The sequence below is a fragment of the Candidatus Schekmanbacteria bacterium RIFCSPLOWO2_02_FULL_38_14 genome (assembly GCA_001790855.1).
Lineage (GTDB): Bacteria > Schekmanbacteria > GWA2-38-11 > GWA2-38-11 > GWA2-38-11 > 2-02-FULL-38-14-A.
In genome coordinates this window covers 21,595-36,953 of the sequence record MGDH01000016.1, presented here as the reverse complement: position 1 = coordinate 36,953, position 15,359 = coordinate 21,595, and the positions used below count along the sequence as shown (strand labels likewise).

Annotated in this window: 16 protein-coding genes; 13 read left to right on the top strand and 3 right to left on the bottom strand. The window is 33.3% G+C overall.

Going from position 1 to position 15,359, the window contains the following annotated elements:
* Window positions 1-21: 21 nt before the first annotated feature.
* The 13 genes from A3H37_06265 to A3H37_06205 all read left to right on the top strand — a co-directional run bounded on the left by A3H37_06265 (window position 22) and on the right by A3H37_06205 (window position 13,243).
* Window positions 22-1,569 (top strand): hypothetical protein, encoded by a 1,548-nt coding sequence (locus A3H37_06265; GenBank protein ID OGL50461.1) that lies wholly within the window; start codon window positions 22-24, stop codon window positions 1,567-1,569.
* A gap of 23 nt (window positions 1,570-1,592) precedes the next feature.
* A complete protein-coding gene (locus A3H37_06260) occupies window positions 1,593-2,552 on the top strand; it encodes a hypothetical protein (protein OGL50460.1) in 960 nt (319 codons plus the stop codon).
* A 26-nt stretch (window positions 2,553-2,578) separates the two neighbouring features.
* Complete coding sequence (locus tag A3H37_06255; protein OGL50459.1) at window positions 2,579-3,091, top strand: hypothetical protein; 513 nt, start codon at window positions 2,579-2,581, stop codon at window positions 3,089-3,091.
* Window positions 3,092-3,155: 64 nt separating this feature from the next.
* The gene (locus tag A3H37_06250; protein OGL50458.1) at window positions 3,156-4,334 is read left to right on the top strand and encodes a hypothetical protein; all 1,179 of its coding nucleotides are present in this window, start codon (window positions 3,156-3,158) and stop codon (window positions 4,332-4,334) included.
* A 52-nt stretch (window positions 4,335-4,386) separates the two neighbouring features.
* Entirely contained in the window at window positions 4,387-5,385 is a 999-nt protein-coding gene (locus A3H37_06245; GenBank protein ID OGL50457.1) for a hypothetical protein, read from the top strand.
* Complete coding sequence (locus A3H37_06240; protein ID OGL50456.1) at window positions 5,382-5,900, top strand: dTDP-4-dehydrorhamnose 3,5-epimerase; 519 nt, start codon at window positions 5,382-5,384, stop codon at window positions 5,898-5,900. The genes A3H37_06245 and A3H37_06240 overlap by 4 nt, the downstream gene beginning before the upstream one ends.
* Window positions 5,897-6,823, top strand: coding sequence for a hypothetical protein (locus A3H37_06235; GenBank protein ID OGL50455.1), 927 nt, complete (start codon window positions 5,897-5,899; stop codon window positions 6,821-6,823). The genes A3H37_06240 and A3H37_06235 overlap by 4 nt, the downstream gene beginning before the upstream one ends.
* Window positions 6,824-6,841: 18 nt before the next feature.
* Entirely contained in the window at window positions 6,842-7,840 is a 999-nt protein-coding gene (locus A3H37_06230) for a kinase (GenBank protein OGL50454.1), read from the top strand.
* A 16-nt stretch (window positions 7,841-7,856) separates the two neighbouring features.
* Window positions 7,857-8,561, top strand: a complete 705-nt coding sequence (locus tag A3H37_06225) for a hypothetical protein (protein ID OGL50495.1) — start codon at window positions 7,857-7,859, stop codon at window positions 8,559-8,561.
* A gap of 4 nt (window positions 8,562-8,565) precedes the next feature.
* On the top strand, window positions 8,566-9,621 hold the full coding sequence (locus A3H37_06220; GenBank protein OGL50453.1) for a hypothetical protein: 1,056 nt from the start codon (window positions 8,566-8,568) through the stop codon (window positions 9,619-9,621).
* Between the two features lie 300 nt (window positions 9,622-9,921).
* On the top strand, window positions 9,922-11,295 hold the full coding sequence (locus A3H37_06215) for a hypothetical protein (GenBank protein ID OGL50452.1): 1,374 nt from the start codon (window positions 9,922-9,924) through the stop codon (window positions 11,293-11,295).
* Entirely contained in the window at window positions 11,273-12,463 is a 1,191-nt protein-coding gene (locus tag A3H37_06210) for a hypothetical protein (protein OGL50451.1), read from the top strand. The genes A3H37_06215 and A3H37_06210 overlap by 23 nt, the downstream gene beginning before the upstream one ends.
* A gap of 9 nt (window positions 12,464-12,472) precedes the next feature.
* Entirely contained in the window at window positions 12,473-13,243 is a 771-nt protein-coding gene (locus A3H37_06205) for an N-acetylglucosaminyldiphospho-UDP N-acetyl-beta-D-mannosaminyltransferase (GenBank protein OGL50450.1), read from the top strand.
* Between the two features lie 124 nt (window positions 13,244-13,367).
* Here the strand turns inward: A3H37_06205 and A3H37_06200 are convergent, their stop codons facing one another.
* From A3H37_06200 to A3H37_06190, 3 genes are read right to left on the bottom strand one after another with little or no spacing between them, the layout of a single operon-like run.
* Window positions 13,368-14,447, bottom strand: coding sequence for a hypothetical protein (locus A3H37_06200; protein OGL50449.1), 1,080 nt, complete (start codon window positions 14,445-14,447; stop codon window positions 13,368-13,370).
* A gap of 41 nt (window positions 14,448-14,488) precedes the next feature.
* Complete coding sequence (locus A3H37_06195; GenBank protein OGL50448.1) at window positions 14,489-14,926, bottom strand: hypothetical protein; 438 nt, start codon at window positions 14,924-14,926, stop codon at window positions 14,489-14,491.
* A 2-nt stretch (window positions 14,927-14,928) separates the two neighbouring features.
* A complete protein-coding gene (locus A3H37_06190; protein OGL50447.1) occupies window positions 14,929-15,336 on the bottom strand; it encodes a hypothetical protein in 408 nt (135 codons plus the stop codon).
* Between the last annotated feature and the right edge of the window lie 23 nt (window positions 15,337-15,359).

The window sequence follows — 15,359 nt, the reverse complement described above, 5'->3', positions numbered from 1 at the left end:
TATGCAAGAGTCAATAACATAATGAATGAAATAGTTTTGTTTTATCCCAGACCATGGCCTGGAACAACCATGAGCGGGAGATTGCCTTATTCTTTAATGTTTTTATATAGCTATCTTAAAAATGCTGATATCAAAGTAAAAATAATTGATCAAAGAACAGAAGTTGACTTAGACGCAACGATCAAGAAGTTTAAAAAAAACATATTATGCTTTGGTATAAGTTCATTTACAGGTGTTCAAATAAAAGGAGGACTTGAAATTTCAAAAAAAATAAAAGAATTCCATCCAGAAGTTCCAATTGTTTGGGGAGGGTGGCATCCAACCAGCATGCCCGAACAAACACTTCGACATCCGTTTGTAGATATTGTAGTCAGAGGACAAGGAGAAGTCACTTTAAAAGAACTGGCTGTTGCACTTTCCTGTGATAGAGATTTGTCAAACATAAAAGGAATCTCTTTCAAGAAGCAAGGAAAGATATACCACAATCCTTGCAGAGAACTATTGTCTTTAATTGAAGAGGTTAAAATGCCTTTTGAGGCTGTTGATGTTGAGAAATATATTTATAAAAAGCCTTTTGCTGATAGATCTGATAGATCGATAGGCATAATTACGAGTTTAGGTTGTCCTAACAATTGTGCTTTTTGTGAAGTTGCCAGTGTTTACAAAAGGCACATTTTCTTTAGAAACATGGATAATATATTGGAAGAAATCGAGTTTTTGGTATCGAAATACAAGATTACCGGAATAACAATAGATGATGATAATTTCTTTGTTTCAAGGAAAAGAGTTGTACAATTTTGCGAGGAATTGAATAAAAGACCCTACAAAATTTCATGGGACGCAGGTGTTAGTGTTAATCTTATTCTTGCAAAATATGATGATGAAACCTTAAAGTTGGTAAAAAAATCAGGTTGTAAACAACTATACATCGGGGCTGAATCTGGATCAAATTTAACTCTTGAAAGATTGAATAAAAAAGCAACGGTTGAACAAACGTATGAATTTGTAAATAAGATGAAGAAAATTGGCATCAGGGCATCCTTCTCTTCAATGGTTGGTGTCCACGGAGTACCTGAATCTGAAGTCTTCGAAACCATGGACATGATATTGAAGTGCAGAGAGATTAATCCTGATTTCGATTTTCGACTTTTTTATTATACCCCTTATCCCTCCACCAGTCTTTATGGGGAGGCTATTAAACATGGATTTAAAGAACCCGAAAGTCTTGAGGCGTGGTCTGATCATACTTTGAGAAAATTTAAAGCCCCGTGGTTTAAAAAATCATATAGAAATCAGGTAAAATATTTTTATTTTTATTATTTCCCTTATTCCGGCACTCTAAATAGTGCACCAACAGATACGTCATTATGGGGCAAATCGCTCGATTTGTTTTGTAGTATTTTTTTCGATAATTTTATTCTCAAAAAAATCGCCAAATGGAGAGTCAAGAAGCGATTTTTCAAATACCCGATCGATGCGATATACGCAATCCAAGGAAGGCGTCTTAAAAGTTTATATGGGAAAATTATTTACAACAATGTCGATGTATTTTATGAATTTGACAACTGATACACAACTAATAAGGAGTTTTTATGTTTAAAGAGAAAAATATTTTAGTAACTGGAGGGGCTGGATTTACCGGCGTGAATTTGATAAAACGATTGCTTGACCATGGTGCAAATATCAGAGCTACGCTGTATAAAAAAGACGTCGTCATTAAAGATAAACGTATTGAATATATAAAGGTTGATTTGAGAAGATCTGAAGATTGTTCTATTGTCTGTAAAGACATGGATTATGTTATACATTGTGCTGCTGTTACAGCTGGAGCTGCAATGATAGAAAAAAAGCCGTTATTCCTTTTAACTCCTAATCTTATAATGAATGCCCAAATTTTAGAAGCTGCTTATGAAACCGGGGTAAAAAAATTTGCTTTCATTAGTAGTAATACAGTTTATCCAGTAACGGATTATCCTGTTAAAGAAGAAGACACTTCAAATAATTTTTTTGAAAAATATTTTATAGCAGGTTGGATGAAACGTTTTTGCGAAATAATGTGTGAAATGTATTCGACAAAAATAAAAAAACCTATGCAGACGTTAATAATAAGACCTGCTAATTTGTATGGCCCTTTCGATAATTTTGATCAGGAAACCTCTCACGTCCTTCCAGCTTTGATTAGAAGGGTAGTCGAGCGACAGAATCCAATGAAAATTTGGGGTGATGGAAGTGATATTAAGGATTTTATTTATATTGATGATTATATTGATGGACTTTTATTGGCAATGGAAAAAATTGAAAATTTTGATGTAATAAACATCGCTAGCGGTAATCAATATGTTCTAAGAGATTTGCTCGAAATCATAATTGATATTGATGGATATAAGAATGCTGAAATTATTTATGATACTTCAAAACCAACAATGATTCCTAAAAGACTGATTGACCCTTCAAAAATAGAGAAAATGCTTGGTTTTAAGGCCGAGACTCCTATTAGGGTTGGACTTAAAAAAACGATTGATTGGTACAGAAGCGCACTTTATCATTCCTAAAATTAAGATGTTGGAAGTAGACGATTATGTTACTATTGAATTCTATAGTAAATAATCCTTATTTTAAGCAGTCTAGTCTTCACGCTTCTTTTTCTGAATGCCCATTGGGATTTATTGATATTGGTGCGTTAGGAGGTGTGCATTCGTTGATTTCTCCAGTCGCTTCTTTAATGCATTATGCCTGTTTCGAACCCGCTGCAGATGCATTGTATTTTAAAGATCCTTTTGATCCAGCAAATAAAAATAGAAACTTTTTTAAAAGGAATATAGAAGTGTTGTTGCTTACAGCAATTCTGACATATTTTTATGATTTTGCGCTGGAGATTGTTGAATGTTATTACACTGACAAGACTGATAGTGGACACATTAGAGATTTGGTTTTATCGATGGCTGCTATTCAATCAAAGACAATTGAAAATTCTTTAAATTGTTTATTGGAAGACGATAGAACTAATCCATCCAAAACTTATTTGTTAGCAAAGAAGTTTATTGATAAATATAAATCCAATAACGATGTTGATTTTATAATAGAAGTTTAAGTTTCTTTATAATGCCGGTGCAACTATAAAAATAGTATCAAAGGTTTGTAACTAATAATCTTATATGAAAGTATTTATTAAATGGCTTAGTGCTTGTGCTACGCGCAAGGCGGAGTTGGAACAATATCGTTCTTTTCTTGTTAAAAATGGTCATGAAATAGTAGGCAAGCCCCAAGATAGTGAAGTTATTTTGCTTTGGACTTGTGGTTTTAGAAGAGATCATAAAGATAATTCATTAGCCGAAGTTAAACGATATCAAAATGAATATAATGCAAAATTGATAGTAGCAGGTTGTTTGCCAGATATAGTACCACAAGAACTTGCAGAAGGATTTAGCGGATACGTTATTAACTGGCGCGATGATAAAAAGAAAATGGAAGAATATTTTGGGCGCGGGGTGGTTAATTTCGATAATGTTTGTTCTGTATTCATTCAAGAAAATGTTTGTGAAGATGTAGATAAATTTAGAAAGGAGAATCCGAACAAGGACGTAACATTCCATGATCAATTCATAAAAATATTAGTATCTGAAGGATGTAACTATAAATGTACATATTGTTCTGAGAAATTGGCGTTTCCTCCTTATCGTAGTTTTCCTGAAAATGAGATAGTTGAGGCTTGTCGACGCATGGTTGAAAAAACAGGTTGTTATGAAATCATTTTAATATCTGATAGCCTTGGTGATTATGGTTGCGATATTGGAACAAATCTTCCATCTTTGATGCACAATTTGCTGAAAATTAACCCTAAATTGAAGATTGCTTTAAATAATTTTAACCCCGAGGGCTTTGTTTTGTTTTATGAAGAAATTAGCAATTTTTTGGCAAAAGGAAATATTCGTCATCTAAATCTGCCAATTCAATCAGCATCAGATCGAATTTTGAAATTGATGAACAGGCCGTATAGCAGAAGTGATCTTGACAAAATTTTTGGACTTCTCAACGAGATTTGTTATGTAGAATTTGATACCCATATTATTATTGGATTTCCCGGAGAAACTAAAGACGATATTAATGAAACTGTTGAATTTATTCTGAAGCATAAGCCTAAATATGTGCTGGCAAGTTGTTATATGGAAACACATGGAATGGAGTCATACAATCTTTCTAATAAGGTCACCGAACTGACAATGCGTGAACGATTACAAGCCGCAAAGTCACGCATAACAGCAGCTGGCATTATTTGCAACACAGATGATAGTGGGCTTAGTATAGATAGATTTCGCAGGTTAAACATTGCGTAGTTCAATGGGTATGCCAGTTGTGGGTTAACCAAATTTAGGAGGGAGGAATGGGGTGATAGACAATATAATACTAGGAAGCTTTATTGGTAAAAATGTGTTGGTGACAGGAGGAACAGGTTTGATTGGAAGGCAGGTGGTGAATATATTATGTGACTGTGGTGCATGTGTAAAAATAGTATCTCTTGATAAAGTTAAAGTAAATAACAAAGCCCAACATGTGTTGGGTGATCTAACGAGTTTTGAATTTTGCAAAGATGCAACAAAAGGCATGAACTTTGTTTTTCATCTTGCAGGTATTAAAGGGTCAGCCGCTGTTTCTGAAAATAAGTTGGCAAGTCATTTTGTGCCAACAGTTATGATGAACACGAATGTTTTGGAGGCATGCAGAGTTAATAAAGTGGGCAGAGTTGTCTATACAAGTTCAATCGGTGCATATGCAAGCACAGATGTTTTTAAAGAGTCTAATTATAAATTGGACAGTATGCCGATGGATTTTGCTGGTTGGGCAAAAAGAATGGCAGAACTTCAAGTCCATGCTTATAAAGTACAGTATAATCTTAACAATTTTGCAGTTGTGAGACCTTCAAATGTTTACGGACCGGGCGACAATTTTGATCCAGATAATGCTATGGTGATTCCTTCCATCATGTGCCGAATCTACAAGAAAGAAAATCCTGTAATTATATGGGGAGACGGCAGTTCCATAAGGGATTTTGTTTATAGCAGGGATGTTGCAGAAGGTATTATACAGGCGATACACTATGAAACTAAATCAAGCTTTGTCAACTTAGGTAGTGGAAAAGGCTATTCCATTAGGGAATTGGTTGAGGCATTGAGGAGTTTTATTGATTTTAATTATGAGTTTGATGCTACTAAGCCAACTGGATATCGTAAAAGGGTTATGGATATTACTCTTGCCCAAGAATTAATTGGTTATAACCCTACAACGCCACTGCGAGATGGTTTGAAAGAGACGTGGGATTGGTTTGTGAATAATCAAAACGAGTATTTGAACAAGAAAAATTATTTTATTGAGGAGATTAATCAATGATTGAAGTGTGCGAGACATATCTAAGTGGTGTTTTGTTAATTAAACCTACTTTTTTTGAAGATCATAGGGGGGAATATTTTGAGATATATAGTAAAGAATTGTACAAATCTAAAGGGATAGATATAGACTTTGTTGAAGATGACATCTCGATTGCTACAAGAGGAGTATTAAAGGGCGTGCATGGGGATGACCGAACGTGGAAGCTAATTTCATGTCTGCATGGCAAATTTTATTTAATGGTCATCAACTATGATGAATTTTCAAATAATTATGGTAAATGGCAGTCTTTTGTATTGTCTGATGTTAATAAACATCAGGTACTTGTGCCACCCAAACATGGCAATGGTCATCTCTGTTTGAGTGAAAAGTCCATTTTTCATTATAAACAGTCTCATTATTATGATCCATCAAGACAATTTACAATCAAATGGAATGATCCAAGATTTAACATTTGGTGGCCTATCAAAAATCCTATATTGTCTATGCGAGATGAGCGTGGTGATTTCGTTAAATGAGTGATAATATAATTTACAGACGAGCGACACCTGAAGATATTCCAGTAATATATTCATTGCTCAGTACAATGTATAAAATTAAAAGGCCAAAGGAATTTTGGACTTGGCAATGTTTTGAAACAGTGATTCCTGTAGTTTTGATGTGTGGTTTTTGCGGTAATGAGCTGGTGGGTATATTTGGGATACAAAAAAGGAAACTGACGCATAATTTAATATGCGGGCAGGCAAACCACTTAAATATTGCACCACGTTGGAGAGAAAAAGGCCATTTTACTAGATTAGGGCAAGCAGCAATCGGCAACTTCAATGATTTGGACGTATTGTGTATTTTTGCCAATAAGAGGGCAAAATTGCCCTGTGAACGCTCATTTGGTTTTAAAACAATCGGTGCATTGCGAATATTAATTCTTGATTATTTGGCTGATATTGTAAATAATGGAACAAAATGCGAATCTGTGACAAAGAAGACTGTTTTCCCGGAGATCAAAAAGCAGCAGGATAGCATAATAATTTTTCAAGATTCGCAAAAATATCGTTTTTGGCGTTATGCTCTAAATCCAATGTATTCATATTCAATTGTCACGATTGATACTGGTGAGTTTGCAATTATAAAAAAGTTCGTAGACCCTGTTACAAAGACGTCTTACGGAGATATTGTTGATTTTGAATGCTCGTTGAAAGATAGCAGGAAATTAAAGAGGCTTTTTATTGGGGCATGTTGGCATCTGAAAGAACTGGGAGCAAATAAAATTACAACATGGGCCGTTCCGGGAACGATGGTTCGTAAAGTGGTCGAAGAAATCGGTTTTAGAGAAGGTGAATATGAATCTTATTTTTGTGTTAAGGTTTTAAAACCTGAATTCAATTATATTTATAATTTTTCGAAGTGGCATTTAAGGCAAGCTGATGCAACTAATTATTGATTACAAGAGGTTTCTTATATGATTATTACAAGAACGCCGTTTCGTATTTCATTTTTTGGTGGTGGGACGGATTATCCAGGTTGGTATAAAGGACATGGAGGTGTTGTTCTTAGCACGACATTTAATAAATACTGCTACATTAGTTGTAGATATCTTCCACCTTTTTTCGATTATAAAAATTTAATCAGGTATAGAATACGTGAGGAGACTCAAAGTATTGACGAAATAAAACATCCTGCGGTTCGTGAGTGTTTGAGATTTATGGGGATTGATAGAGGCGTGGAAATAGTACATACAAGCGATGTCCCTGCACGTTCAGGAATAGGTTCCAGCTCATCTTTTACTGTGGGATTGCTAAACGCGCTCTACGCTCTAAAAGGAAAAATTATAACCAAAAGACAGTTGGCTTCAGATGCGATTCATGTGGAGCAAAAATTAATCAAAGAAAATGTGGGTTCACAGGATCAGGTGGCTACGACGTTCGGGGGCTTTAACAAAATTGAATTTGGCGGAGAAGAGGAATTTTATGTTTATCCCATTACTATTCAACAGGAAAAAATAGATATACTTCAATCTCATCTCCTATTATTCTTTACTGGATTTTCAAGGAATGCATCTAACATTGCTGTCGAACAGATAAAACAACTCAACAACAAAATATCTGAATTAAGTGCAATGAAGCAAATGGTGGGTGAAGCCATTAGTATTCTTGACCGTGATTCAAATGATCTCACTGATTTTGGCAAACTACTTCATGAATCATGGATTATAAAGAAAAATCTTACCAGTTTAATAACTAACGGCAGGATAGATGAAATTTATGAGGTTTCAATAAAAGCAGGTGCCTTAGGTGGTAAACTGCTTGGTGCTGGAGGCGGTGGTTTTATACTTTTATTTGCCAAGCCTGAATATCACAACCATATAAAGGAAAAATTAAAAAATCTTATATATGTTCCTTTAGGTTTTGAAAAGTTAGGGAGCCAAGTGGTTTTATATTCCACACAAGATTTCTATTAATTTACACATGAAAGACATTGACGCTTTGATTTTAATTGGTGGTGAGGGTACACGTTTAAAAAAAGTTGTAAACGATAGACCTAAACCGATGGCTGAGATTAATGGCAGACCTTTACTTGATATATTAGTTGAATATATATCCTCCTATGGTTTTAAGCGTTTCATCCTTTGCACCGGCTATATGACAGATTATGTAAAAGATTATTACAATGATAAAGAGCATTCATTTGAATTGGTTTTTTCAGAAGAAAAGACACCTCTTGGTACTGCGGGTGCAATAAAAAATGCTGATAAATTTATAAGATCTAGTCCATTTTTGATTATAAATGGAGACTCCTTTTGTCATGTTGATCTGGCAAATTTTGTTGATTTTCATATAAAAAAGAAGTCCCATTTATCCATAGTGGTTACCGAAATTCAAAACGCGAGAGATTTTGGATCTATAGTTCTTGATGATTTGGGTAGAATTGTCAAATTTAATGAAAAAATGGACGGCAGCGGGAAGCTGGTTAGTGCTGGCATTTATCTCTTTGACAGGAGTATTCTATCTGCAATACCTTCAGGTATAAAGTGTTCGCTTGAAAATGATATTTTCCCTAAACTTGTAGGGCAGTGTATCTATGGTTTTTATACCAGAGAGAGATTGATTGATATAGGCACCCCAAAAAGGTATAAACAAGCAAAAGATTTTTTAGAAACACATTCTATATGTAAGAAGTGAATTTATGCATGGAGCGGAAAAGAATCAATTACAGGACAATCCTTATTTAAGTATCGTAATTGTATCTAGAAACGACAATCATAGTGCTAATATGTATCGTAGGATGCAGGTGTGCATAGATGGCATTATTTCTCAAATGGAGAGAAAGAAAATATCATCTGAATTGATACTTGTAGAATGGATTCCTCCTAATGGTAGGCCCTTAATAAAGGATATATATTCATGGCCTTCTAAATTAGGTTATTGTAGGGTTCGCACAGTTGTTGTTCCTTCATCTACAGTTGGGAACTATGACTGGTCTGAAGATTATAGTATTCGCGATTTGACTCCATGGAATGTTGGAATCAGAAGGGCAAGAGGTGAGTTTATACTGTCTACGGTAATAGACATTTTATTGTCAGAAGAACTAGTTGATTTTTTTGCGAACAAAAAACTCGAAAAAGATAAAATGTATCGTATAGATCGATGTGATGTGAATAGAAGGGTTTTAGATATCACAACGATTGATGAGCAGTTAAAATACTGTGAACAAAACATTATTGATATGTATACTCCAGGTCCATTTGAATTTTTGTTAAAGAGAAAAATTCCCATTCTTCATGACAAGGCTCCAGGTGATTTTATGCTGTTTTCTAGGGAGAGGTGGCATTTAATCCATGGTTTTCCTGAAGGGATAAGCCCTGGAGCAGATGATCTGCTCCTATACATGGCACATTTATCAGGCGCAAAGCAGTATGTTTTTAAGAAGCCTTTAAGTTTGTATCATATTGATCATGATTCAAAATGGAAAAAGCCTTCATATGTGTTTTTGAAAAAAGTTCTTAATAAGTTAAAACTACCATACCATTTAGTGGAGATTTTGGCTGGAGTGGGGTGTAAGTTTATCCCATCAAAAAGCTATTTGGATAAAGCCAATATTGTTTATACACAGAAGGATTATGTTAAAAATTTAATCATCGATATGGTGGAAGGTCGGCGTTCATATGTTTATAATGGTGATAATTGGGGATTGGGGGATAAACAAATGGAAGAGTTTATAGTTGTCGGCGCTCGTATGTAAATTGCCATTCGTTAATACGTAGATGATCTCAAAGCAGCTGGACTGCGGAAAGCTTTATCAAAACCCTTAAGGACGAGGAGTATACCTTTTGGGGCTACAGAACCTTTGAGGATGTGAAGGAACGCATTCCCTATTTTATCGAAGAAGTGTACAATGAGAAGATGCTGTATTCAGCCTTGGGAGATTGTCCACCAACCACCAAATGAATACGAATCCTTGGTGGCAAAGATAAAAAATAGAACTCGTCAAACCCTACTATCCTCAGAGGTTCTTTGTGTCTAACCGATGGGGGGCACTCCAATGTTTTTTTTGATTTTTAGTTTGTATATGTCTATTGCATCTTTATTTGGCATTCTTTTTAGAAGCTATTTGATTTTCCTTGCGGCATTAATAATATTGTCAAATTTCTTTAAAAGGTTTTTGTTTATTGGTGGCGATCCGGGTATTCTATATAATACTTTGCTTCTAATTCCAGATTTTTTCTTGCTGTTTTATATAATATGTAAAAGTAAACACCTGTTTTTTATAAATAAGAAAATATTCTTTTTTTTATTTTCATTATTTGTTTCAGGCGTAATTTTTCTGTCAAATGTATTGGTTTCAATAGCTTATATTAAGATATTTGTAATTTATATTTTTTTCTACTTTTTTGGTAAAGAAACAGTCCTGAAAAACAATTATGACTATGATTTTTTTAAAGATAAATTTTCCAATTTTATATTTTTAGTTGTTATTATTGGGACTGTTTATATTTTTCTTCAGCGGGTGAACAATTATTTCTCTTTTGAGAAGGCATGGCTAAGTAGTGGTTATGCAACTATAGGAGGTAACTATTTTGCTGATATGGGTGTTTACAGATATATATCGATTTTTTCTGGTCTCAGGGAAGCGGCGATATATTTTATTATTGGGATATTTTTCGTATATTACTACAACGGTACATTTCTCAAAGTGCCTATTAAATGGATAATATATGTTTGTTTGATAGGAGCACTTATACTGGTAGGTTCGAGAGGGTCATTGGTGGGATTAATGATAGCAATTATTGTAATAAAGTATATTATAAACAAAAAACGTTTGATGGTGTTGACGGGTGTCATTTTGTGCATATTTTTTCTTATATATTTTAATCCTGTTTTATTAAATGAACTAGATGAGTTTATGATGGGTGGGGTAAAAAGCAGCTATTTGCGCAGAATGCTTTTTTCAGCGTCGTTAGGGGCAAGGGTTATGTTCTGGGGTGAAATGATTCCAGAACACCTTTTTCAAGGTGATGGTTTGGGAGCTTATACCAGTGCTGCCTCCCTCGGCGGTTTAAACCCTGGCAGTGAAAGTCAAATTATTTCGTTTTTATTACAAGGTGGTATGCTTCTTATGATAGCATATCTTACAATTGTTTATGGAATATTCAAGATTCATTTTTTGAACAAGAGCATAGAAAAAAGCAATGGCAAAAAAAATGTTTCTCTCAATATTGTGATACTTATTTTGATGCTTATAATTTTTGATTCATTGTTTAATCCTACGCTCGACAGTCGAGCAACTAGTGTGGTATTCTGGTATTATTTGGGTGTTCTGTATACTTATTTTACATATTTTGCAAAATATAGAAAAAATTTGTATTCCAAAACATTTGTGAAAAGGTCAACAAATGAAAATACTGTTTGTGCATAATTTCTATATTTCCACAGCTCCAAGCGGTGAAGATATTGTCTTTAAAGATGAATTAGAACTTTTGAAAAAAAAAGGGATAGAAGTAATAACATATACAAAATATAATGACGAAATTTTATCTTATAGGTTTAAAAATAAATTACAATTACCAATCAATATTGTATGGTCTTTAAAGAGTTATAAAGAACTTAAGTCTATAATAAAAAAAGAAAAACCAGATTTATGTCATTTTCATAACATTTTTTACACAATCTCACCATCGGCCTATTATGCCTGTAAAGATGCTGGAATTCCTGTAGTTCAAACTTTACACAACTATAGAATATTTTGTGTGAATGGTCTTCTTTTCAGAAATGGTAAGACATGTGAGGATTGTATAGGGAGAATACCTTATAATGCCTTTCTAAATGGTTGTTATAGAAATTCTAGAACTTCTTCACTAGTGATGGCTTTTATGGAATATCTTCATAGAATTATAGGAACATGGAATACCAAAATAGATGCATTCATTATTTTAACAGAGTTTTCTAAATCAAAATTTATAAAGGCTAGCCTGCCAGCGGAGAAAATATTTGTAAAACCAAATTTTATCAAAAATAATTTAGAACCTCATTTTAATTTTAAAAAATTTGTACTTTTTGTTGGAAGACTTACTTCTGAAAAAGGAGTAATGACACTATTGAAATCATGGAAGAAAATAGATTCAAAAGGTATTGTATTGAAAATAATAGGAGATGGTTCTTTGAAAAAGGATATAGAAGAATTTATTATTAAACATAAATTGGAAAATGTTAAAATATGTGGTTATCTTCCTTGGGAAGAAGTTATAGAAAATATAAAGAATTCTATGTTTTTATTTTTTACTTCAGAATGTTATGAGACTTTTGGCAAACCAGTTATTGAAGCTTTTGCATGTGGTAAGCCTATTATTGCCTCACGACTTGGTGTAATGGAGGAAATTGTAGAGGATGGAAAAACTGGACTTTTTTTTGAACCAGGTAATCCTGATGACCTTGCTTTAAAGATAAAATGGATGTTAGACAATACTAATGCATCTATAGAGATGGGTAAGAATGCTCGTGCAGAGTTTGAGGCGAAATATACATTTGAGAAAAATTTTGAAATATTAATAGGCATTTATCAAAAAGCAATTGAAAATAATAGATAGAGAGAAAAAATGAAAACACATGAGTCAATACTTGATTATAATATTACCACGCTATCGAAAACAGAATGCATTTCTACAATTCTTAGATGGCTTGAAAACATAGAAAAGCACAAGTATTTTATTTGTGCTAATCCGCATTCATTGGAACTTGCAAGAAATGACTCTGATTTTAGTGCGGCAATAGAAAATGCTGACCTTGTAACACCAGATGGAGTTGGGATTGTGATCGCTTCAAAAATATTAGGAGGGAATATTTATGATCGGATTACAGGAAGTGATGTTTTTATAGGTCTCAGTAATGTTTTGAATAAAAAAAGAAAATATAGTTATTTTTTTCTTGGTTCAACAGAGAAAACTCTTGAAAAAATAAAAGATAGGATGAAGGTTGTTTTTCCAAACATAAAAATTGCAGGGACATATTCTCCCCCTTTTAAGGAAGACTTTAGCAAAGAAGATAATAGCTTTATGATTGAGGCAATCAACAATGCAAAACCTGATGTGCTTTGGGTGGGCATGACTGCTCCAAAACAGGAAAAATGGATATATCATAATAAAGATAAGCTTAACGTTTCATTTATTGGTGCAGTTGGAGCAGCATTCGATTATTTTGCTGGTACAAAAAAGCGAGCACCTGTATGGTTACAACATCTTGGATTAGAATGGTTACCAAGGTTAATGCTAGAGCCTTGGCGATTGTGGAAACGAAATTTTGTTTCATCACCTATGTTCTTGGGACATGTTTTAATAGCAATGTTTAAGCAAGTAAAAAGCAAATCATAAAATGCTATGACGAACCACTTCTCCAATTTAGAAAATAATTGTTCTATTCTTTACACCAAAGATTTGCAGAATGGGTAAGTTATTGGTTAGTATAGTTTTCTCAAGAAAAGTTTATGCATCATAGTTAAAAAAGGGATTTTTTTATTTTAAATAAAAGGCTTTTTAGCATGTTTAAAATTAATATAGAAGGCCTTAATAAAAAATATAAATAAACTGATTTTTTATTCCTTATCTTATAACGCTTAATTATAAATTCTCTATTTGGGAAGAGAGATCCAAAAATATAAAGTAATTTATTATATATCCCATTTATTGATTTAATCCTGTCATATACGCCTGGGATAAAATATAAATCCTTAGAATTATTTTTCTCATCCTCTAAAATTTCTTCAGGAGTAAGAATATATTTAAACTTATGCTTAATCTCCTTCCCGTAGCTCCTCTCAAGCTCAGCTAAATCACAATACGACAGTAATTGTTGCTCGCCAACGATTTTATGTTTTTTAGCATGACGCCAAACTAATTCTACCATATTTTCTATTGAAGGAATTAGAACTGTTAAATTATTTATTATAATAAATTTTGAACTTTTGGAAAAATCATTAAAGCCAGGTTTAAACCCATTTGGCCAGTAGCCAAAGAGTCCCCATTTAATTTCTACGGTTAAGATATTTGTTTTTACATAGGGAGACAAATAGGGAAAAAGTTCAGAAAAATATTTTCTTCGCAAAGGGATATCTTCTTTATAACCATTCTTAACTAAAATCTCTTCAACCTTTTCAGCATCCTCTTTTTTAATCAAAATATCCACATCACTCATTGGACGGAGGGCGATGTTTTTGTAAACAAGAATTGCAAGGGCAGCGCCTTTAATAAACATTACCTCAATTCCATTTTCTTTGAACTCTTTTAGCAATATTGCAAGCTCGTTATAGAGCCTTGTGTTGCGAATGCCGTTGCTGTGATAGGATTTTCTGAACTTGAAAAGGATATTCTGAGGTATTGGATGGTTGTTGTTGAGTTCCTTCAGGTTTGGATACATCAGGGGGGCGACATTGTGGTTTTTTGCTGTTTCATAGATATGCTCCCAGTTCAAGCCTTTTTTTATCATATCAAGGTTTGATGCACAAACATTTTCATCCATAGCCGTTGTGGCACAATTCAGGATTAACTGGTTTTCAGGAGATAACTCTTTATCTTTCATAAATATTTAGTTGAGTTAGAGATTCTGAGGAAGATTTGCTTTTATATTTTCTTTTTCTGAAGATAATTGTTTATGGATCTTAAATAATCGCTATAATTTTTGTGTATACTTTTAATATTTTTATAAACAATGCTATCTTTATATTCACCATATTCATGAACTATTCTATTTCGAAGCCCAGAACTTGGAGCAAGCCTTTTAGCCAACTGATCCGGTATTAATCCAGCCTTGCCTGCCTTGATAAATGACTCGTAATAACTTTCTGGGGGAGTTTTATCCCCCATTGTTAGGAGAGCTCCATTTATATCGCTTGCAACTTCCACCAAGAGCTGAAGGAGTCTTTCTGCTCCTCTTTTAACAATTTTATTTCCCATGTAGTAATTGAAGGTTATATCTTTAATTTCTGAAAGTTCTCCAAGGTATTGTCTCAATAGAATCAATTTTTCAGTTATGACTCCTAAATCACTGGAAGCAATCAATCTTAGCTCCTTGAAATTGTATTGTTGAGGAAGGTTTTTCTTAAAGTGCGGAATTTTTTTGTTTCCCAGTATTTTTTAAATGCCATAATCTTAAACTTTAAAAAATCACCTTTTTTTCTCTCAGCAATTAGCTTACCTTTTTTTGCTACTTCAAATAAAAGCAAAGGTGATGCATAATTTAATATAGCCACATCTAAAGAATCATTTTTAAATATTTTTATAAGATCAGTCAAAAGCTGAAACTCTTTACTATCATTAATAAGATTTTTTAAATAAATACCAATATCAATATCGCTATTTTTATTTCTGATTCCTTTTGTATAAGAGCCAAATAAAACAATTAAGGAAATATTGTATTTTTTGACCAGATGATTAAGCTTTTTATTGTCAAATTTTATAGGTAGTTCCATATAGTTTTAATAATAGACCTAAA

Bases quoted from the DNA above. Each gene is read 5' to 3' on its own strand.
- A3H37_06220 (OGL50453.1), top strand. From the start codon at position 8,566: ATGCATGGAGCGGAAAAGAATCAATTACAGGACAATCCTTATTTAAGT.
- A3H37_06230 (OGL50454.1), top strand. From the start codon at position 6,842: ATGATTATTACAAGAACGCCGTTTCGTATTTCATTTTTTGGTGGTGGG.
- A3H37_06240 (OGL50456.1), top strand. From the start codon at position 5,382: ATGATTGAAGTGTGCGAGACATATCTAAGTGGTGTTTTGTTAATTAAA.
- A3H37_06210 (OGL50451.1), top strand. From the start codon at position 11,273: ATGAAAATACTGTTTGTGCATAATTTCTATATTTCCACAGCTCCAAGC.
- A3H37_06255 (OGL50459.1), top strand. From the start codon at position 2,579: ATGTTACTATTGAATTCTATAGTAAATAATCCTTATTTTAAGCAGTCT.
- A3H37_06205 (OGL50450.1), top strand. From the start codon at position 12,473: ATGAAAACACATGAGTCAATACTTGATTATAATATTACCACGCTATCG.
- A3H37_06260 (OGL50460.1), top strand. From the start codon at position 1,593: ATGTTTAAAGAGAAAAATATTTTAGTAACTGGAGGGGCTGGATTTACC.
- A3H37_06200 (OGL50449.1), bottom strand. From the start codon at position 14,447: ATGAAAGATAAAGAGTTATCTCCTGAAAACCAGTTAATCCTGAATTGT.
- A3H37_06235 (OGL50455.1), top strand. From the start codon at position 5,897: ATGAGTGATAATATAATTTACAGACGAGCGACACCTGAAGATATTCCA.
- A3H37_06190 (OGL50447.1), bottom strand. From the start codon at position 15,336: ATGGAACTACCTATAAAATTTGACAATAAAAAGCTTAATCATCTGGTC.
- A3H37_06265 (OGL50461.1), top strand. From the start codon at position 22: ATGAATGAAATAGTTTTGTTTTATCCCAGACCATGGCCTGGAACAACC.
- A3H37_06215 (OGL50452.1), top strand. From the start codon at position 9,922: ATGTTTTTTTTGATTTTTAGTTTGTATATGTCTATTGCATCTTTATTT.
- A3H37_06250 (OGL50458.1), top strand. From the start codon at position 3,156: ATGAAAGTATTTATTAAATGGCTTAGTGCTTGTGCTACGCGCAAGGCG.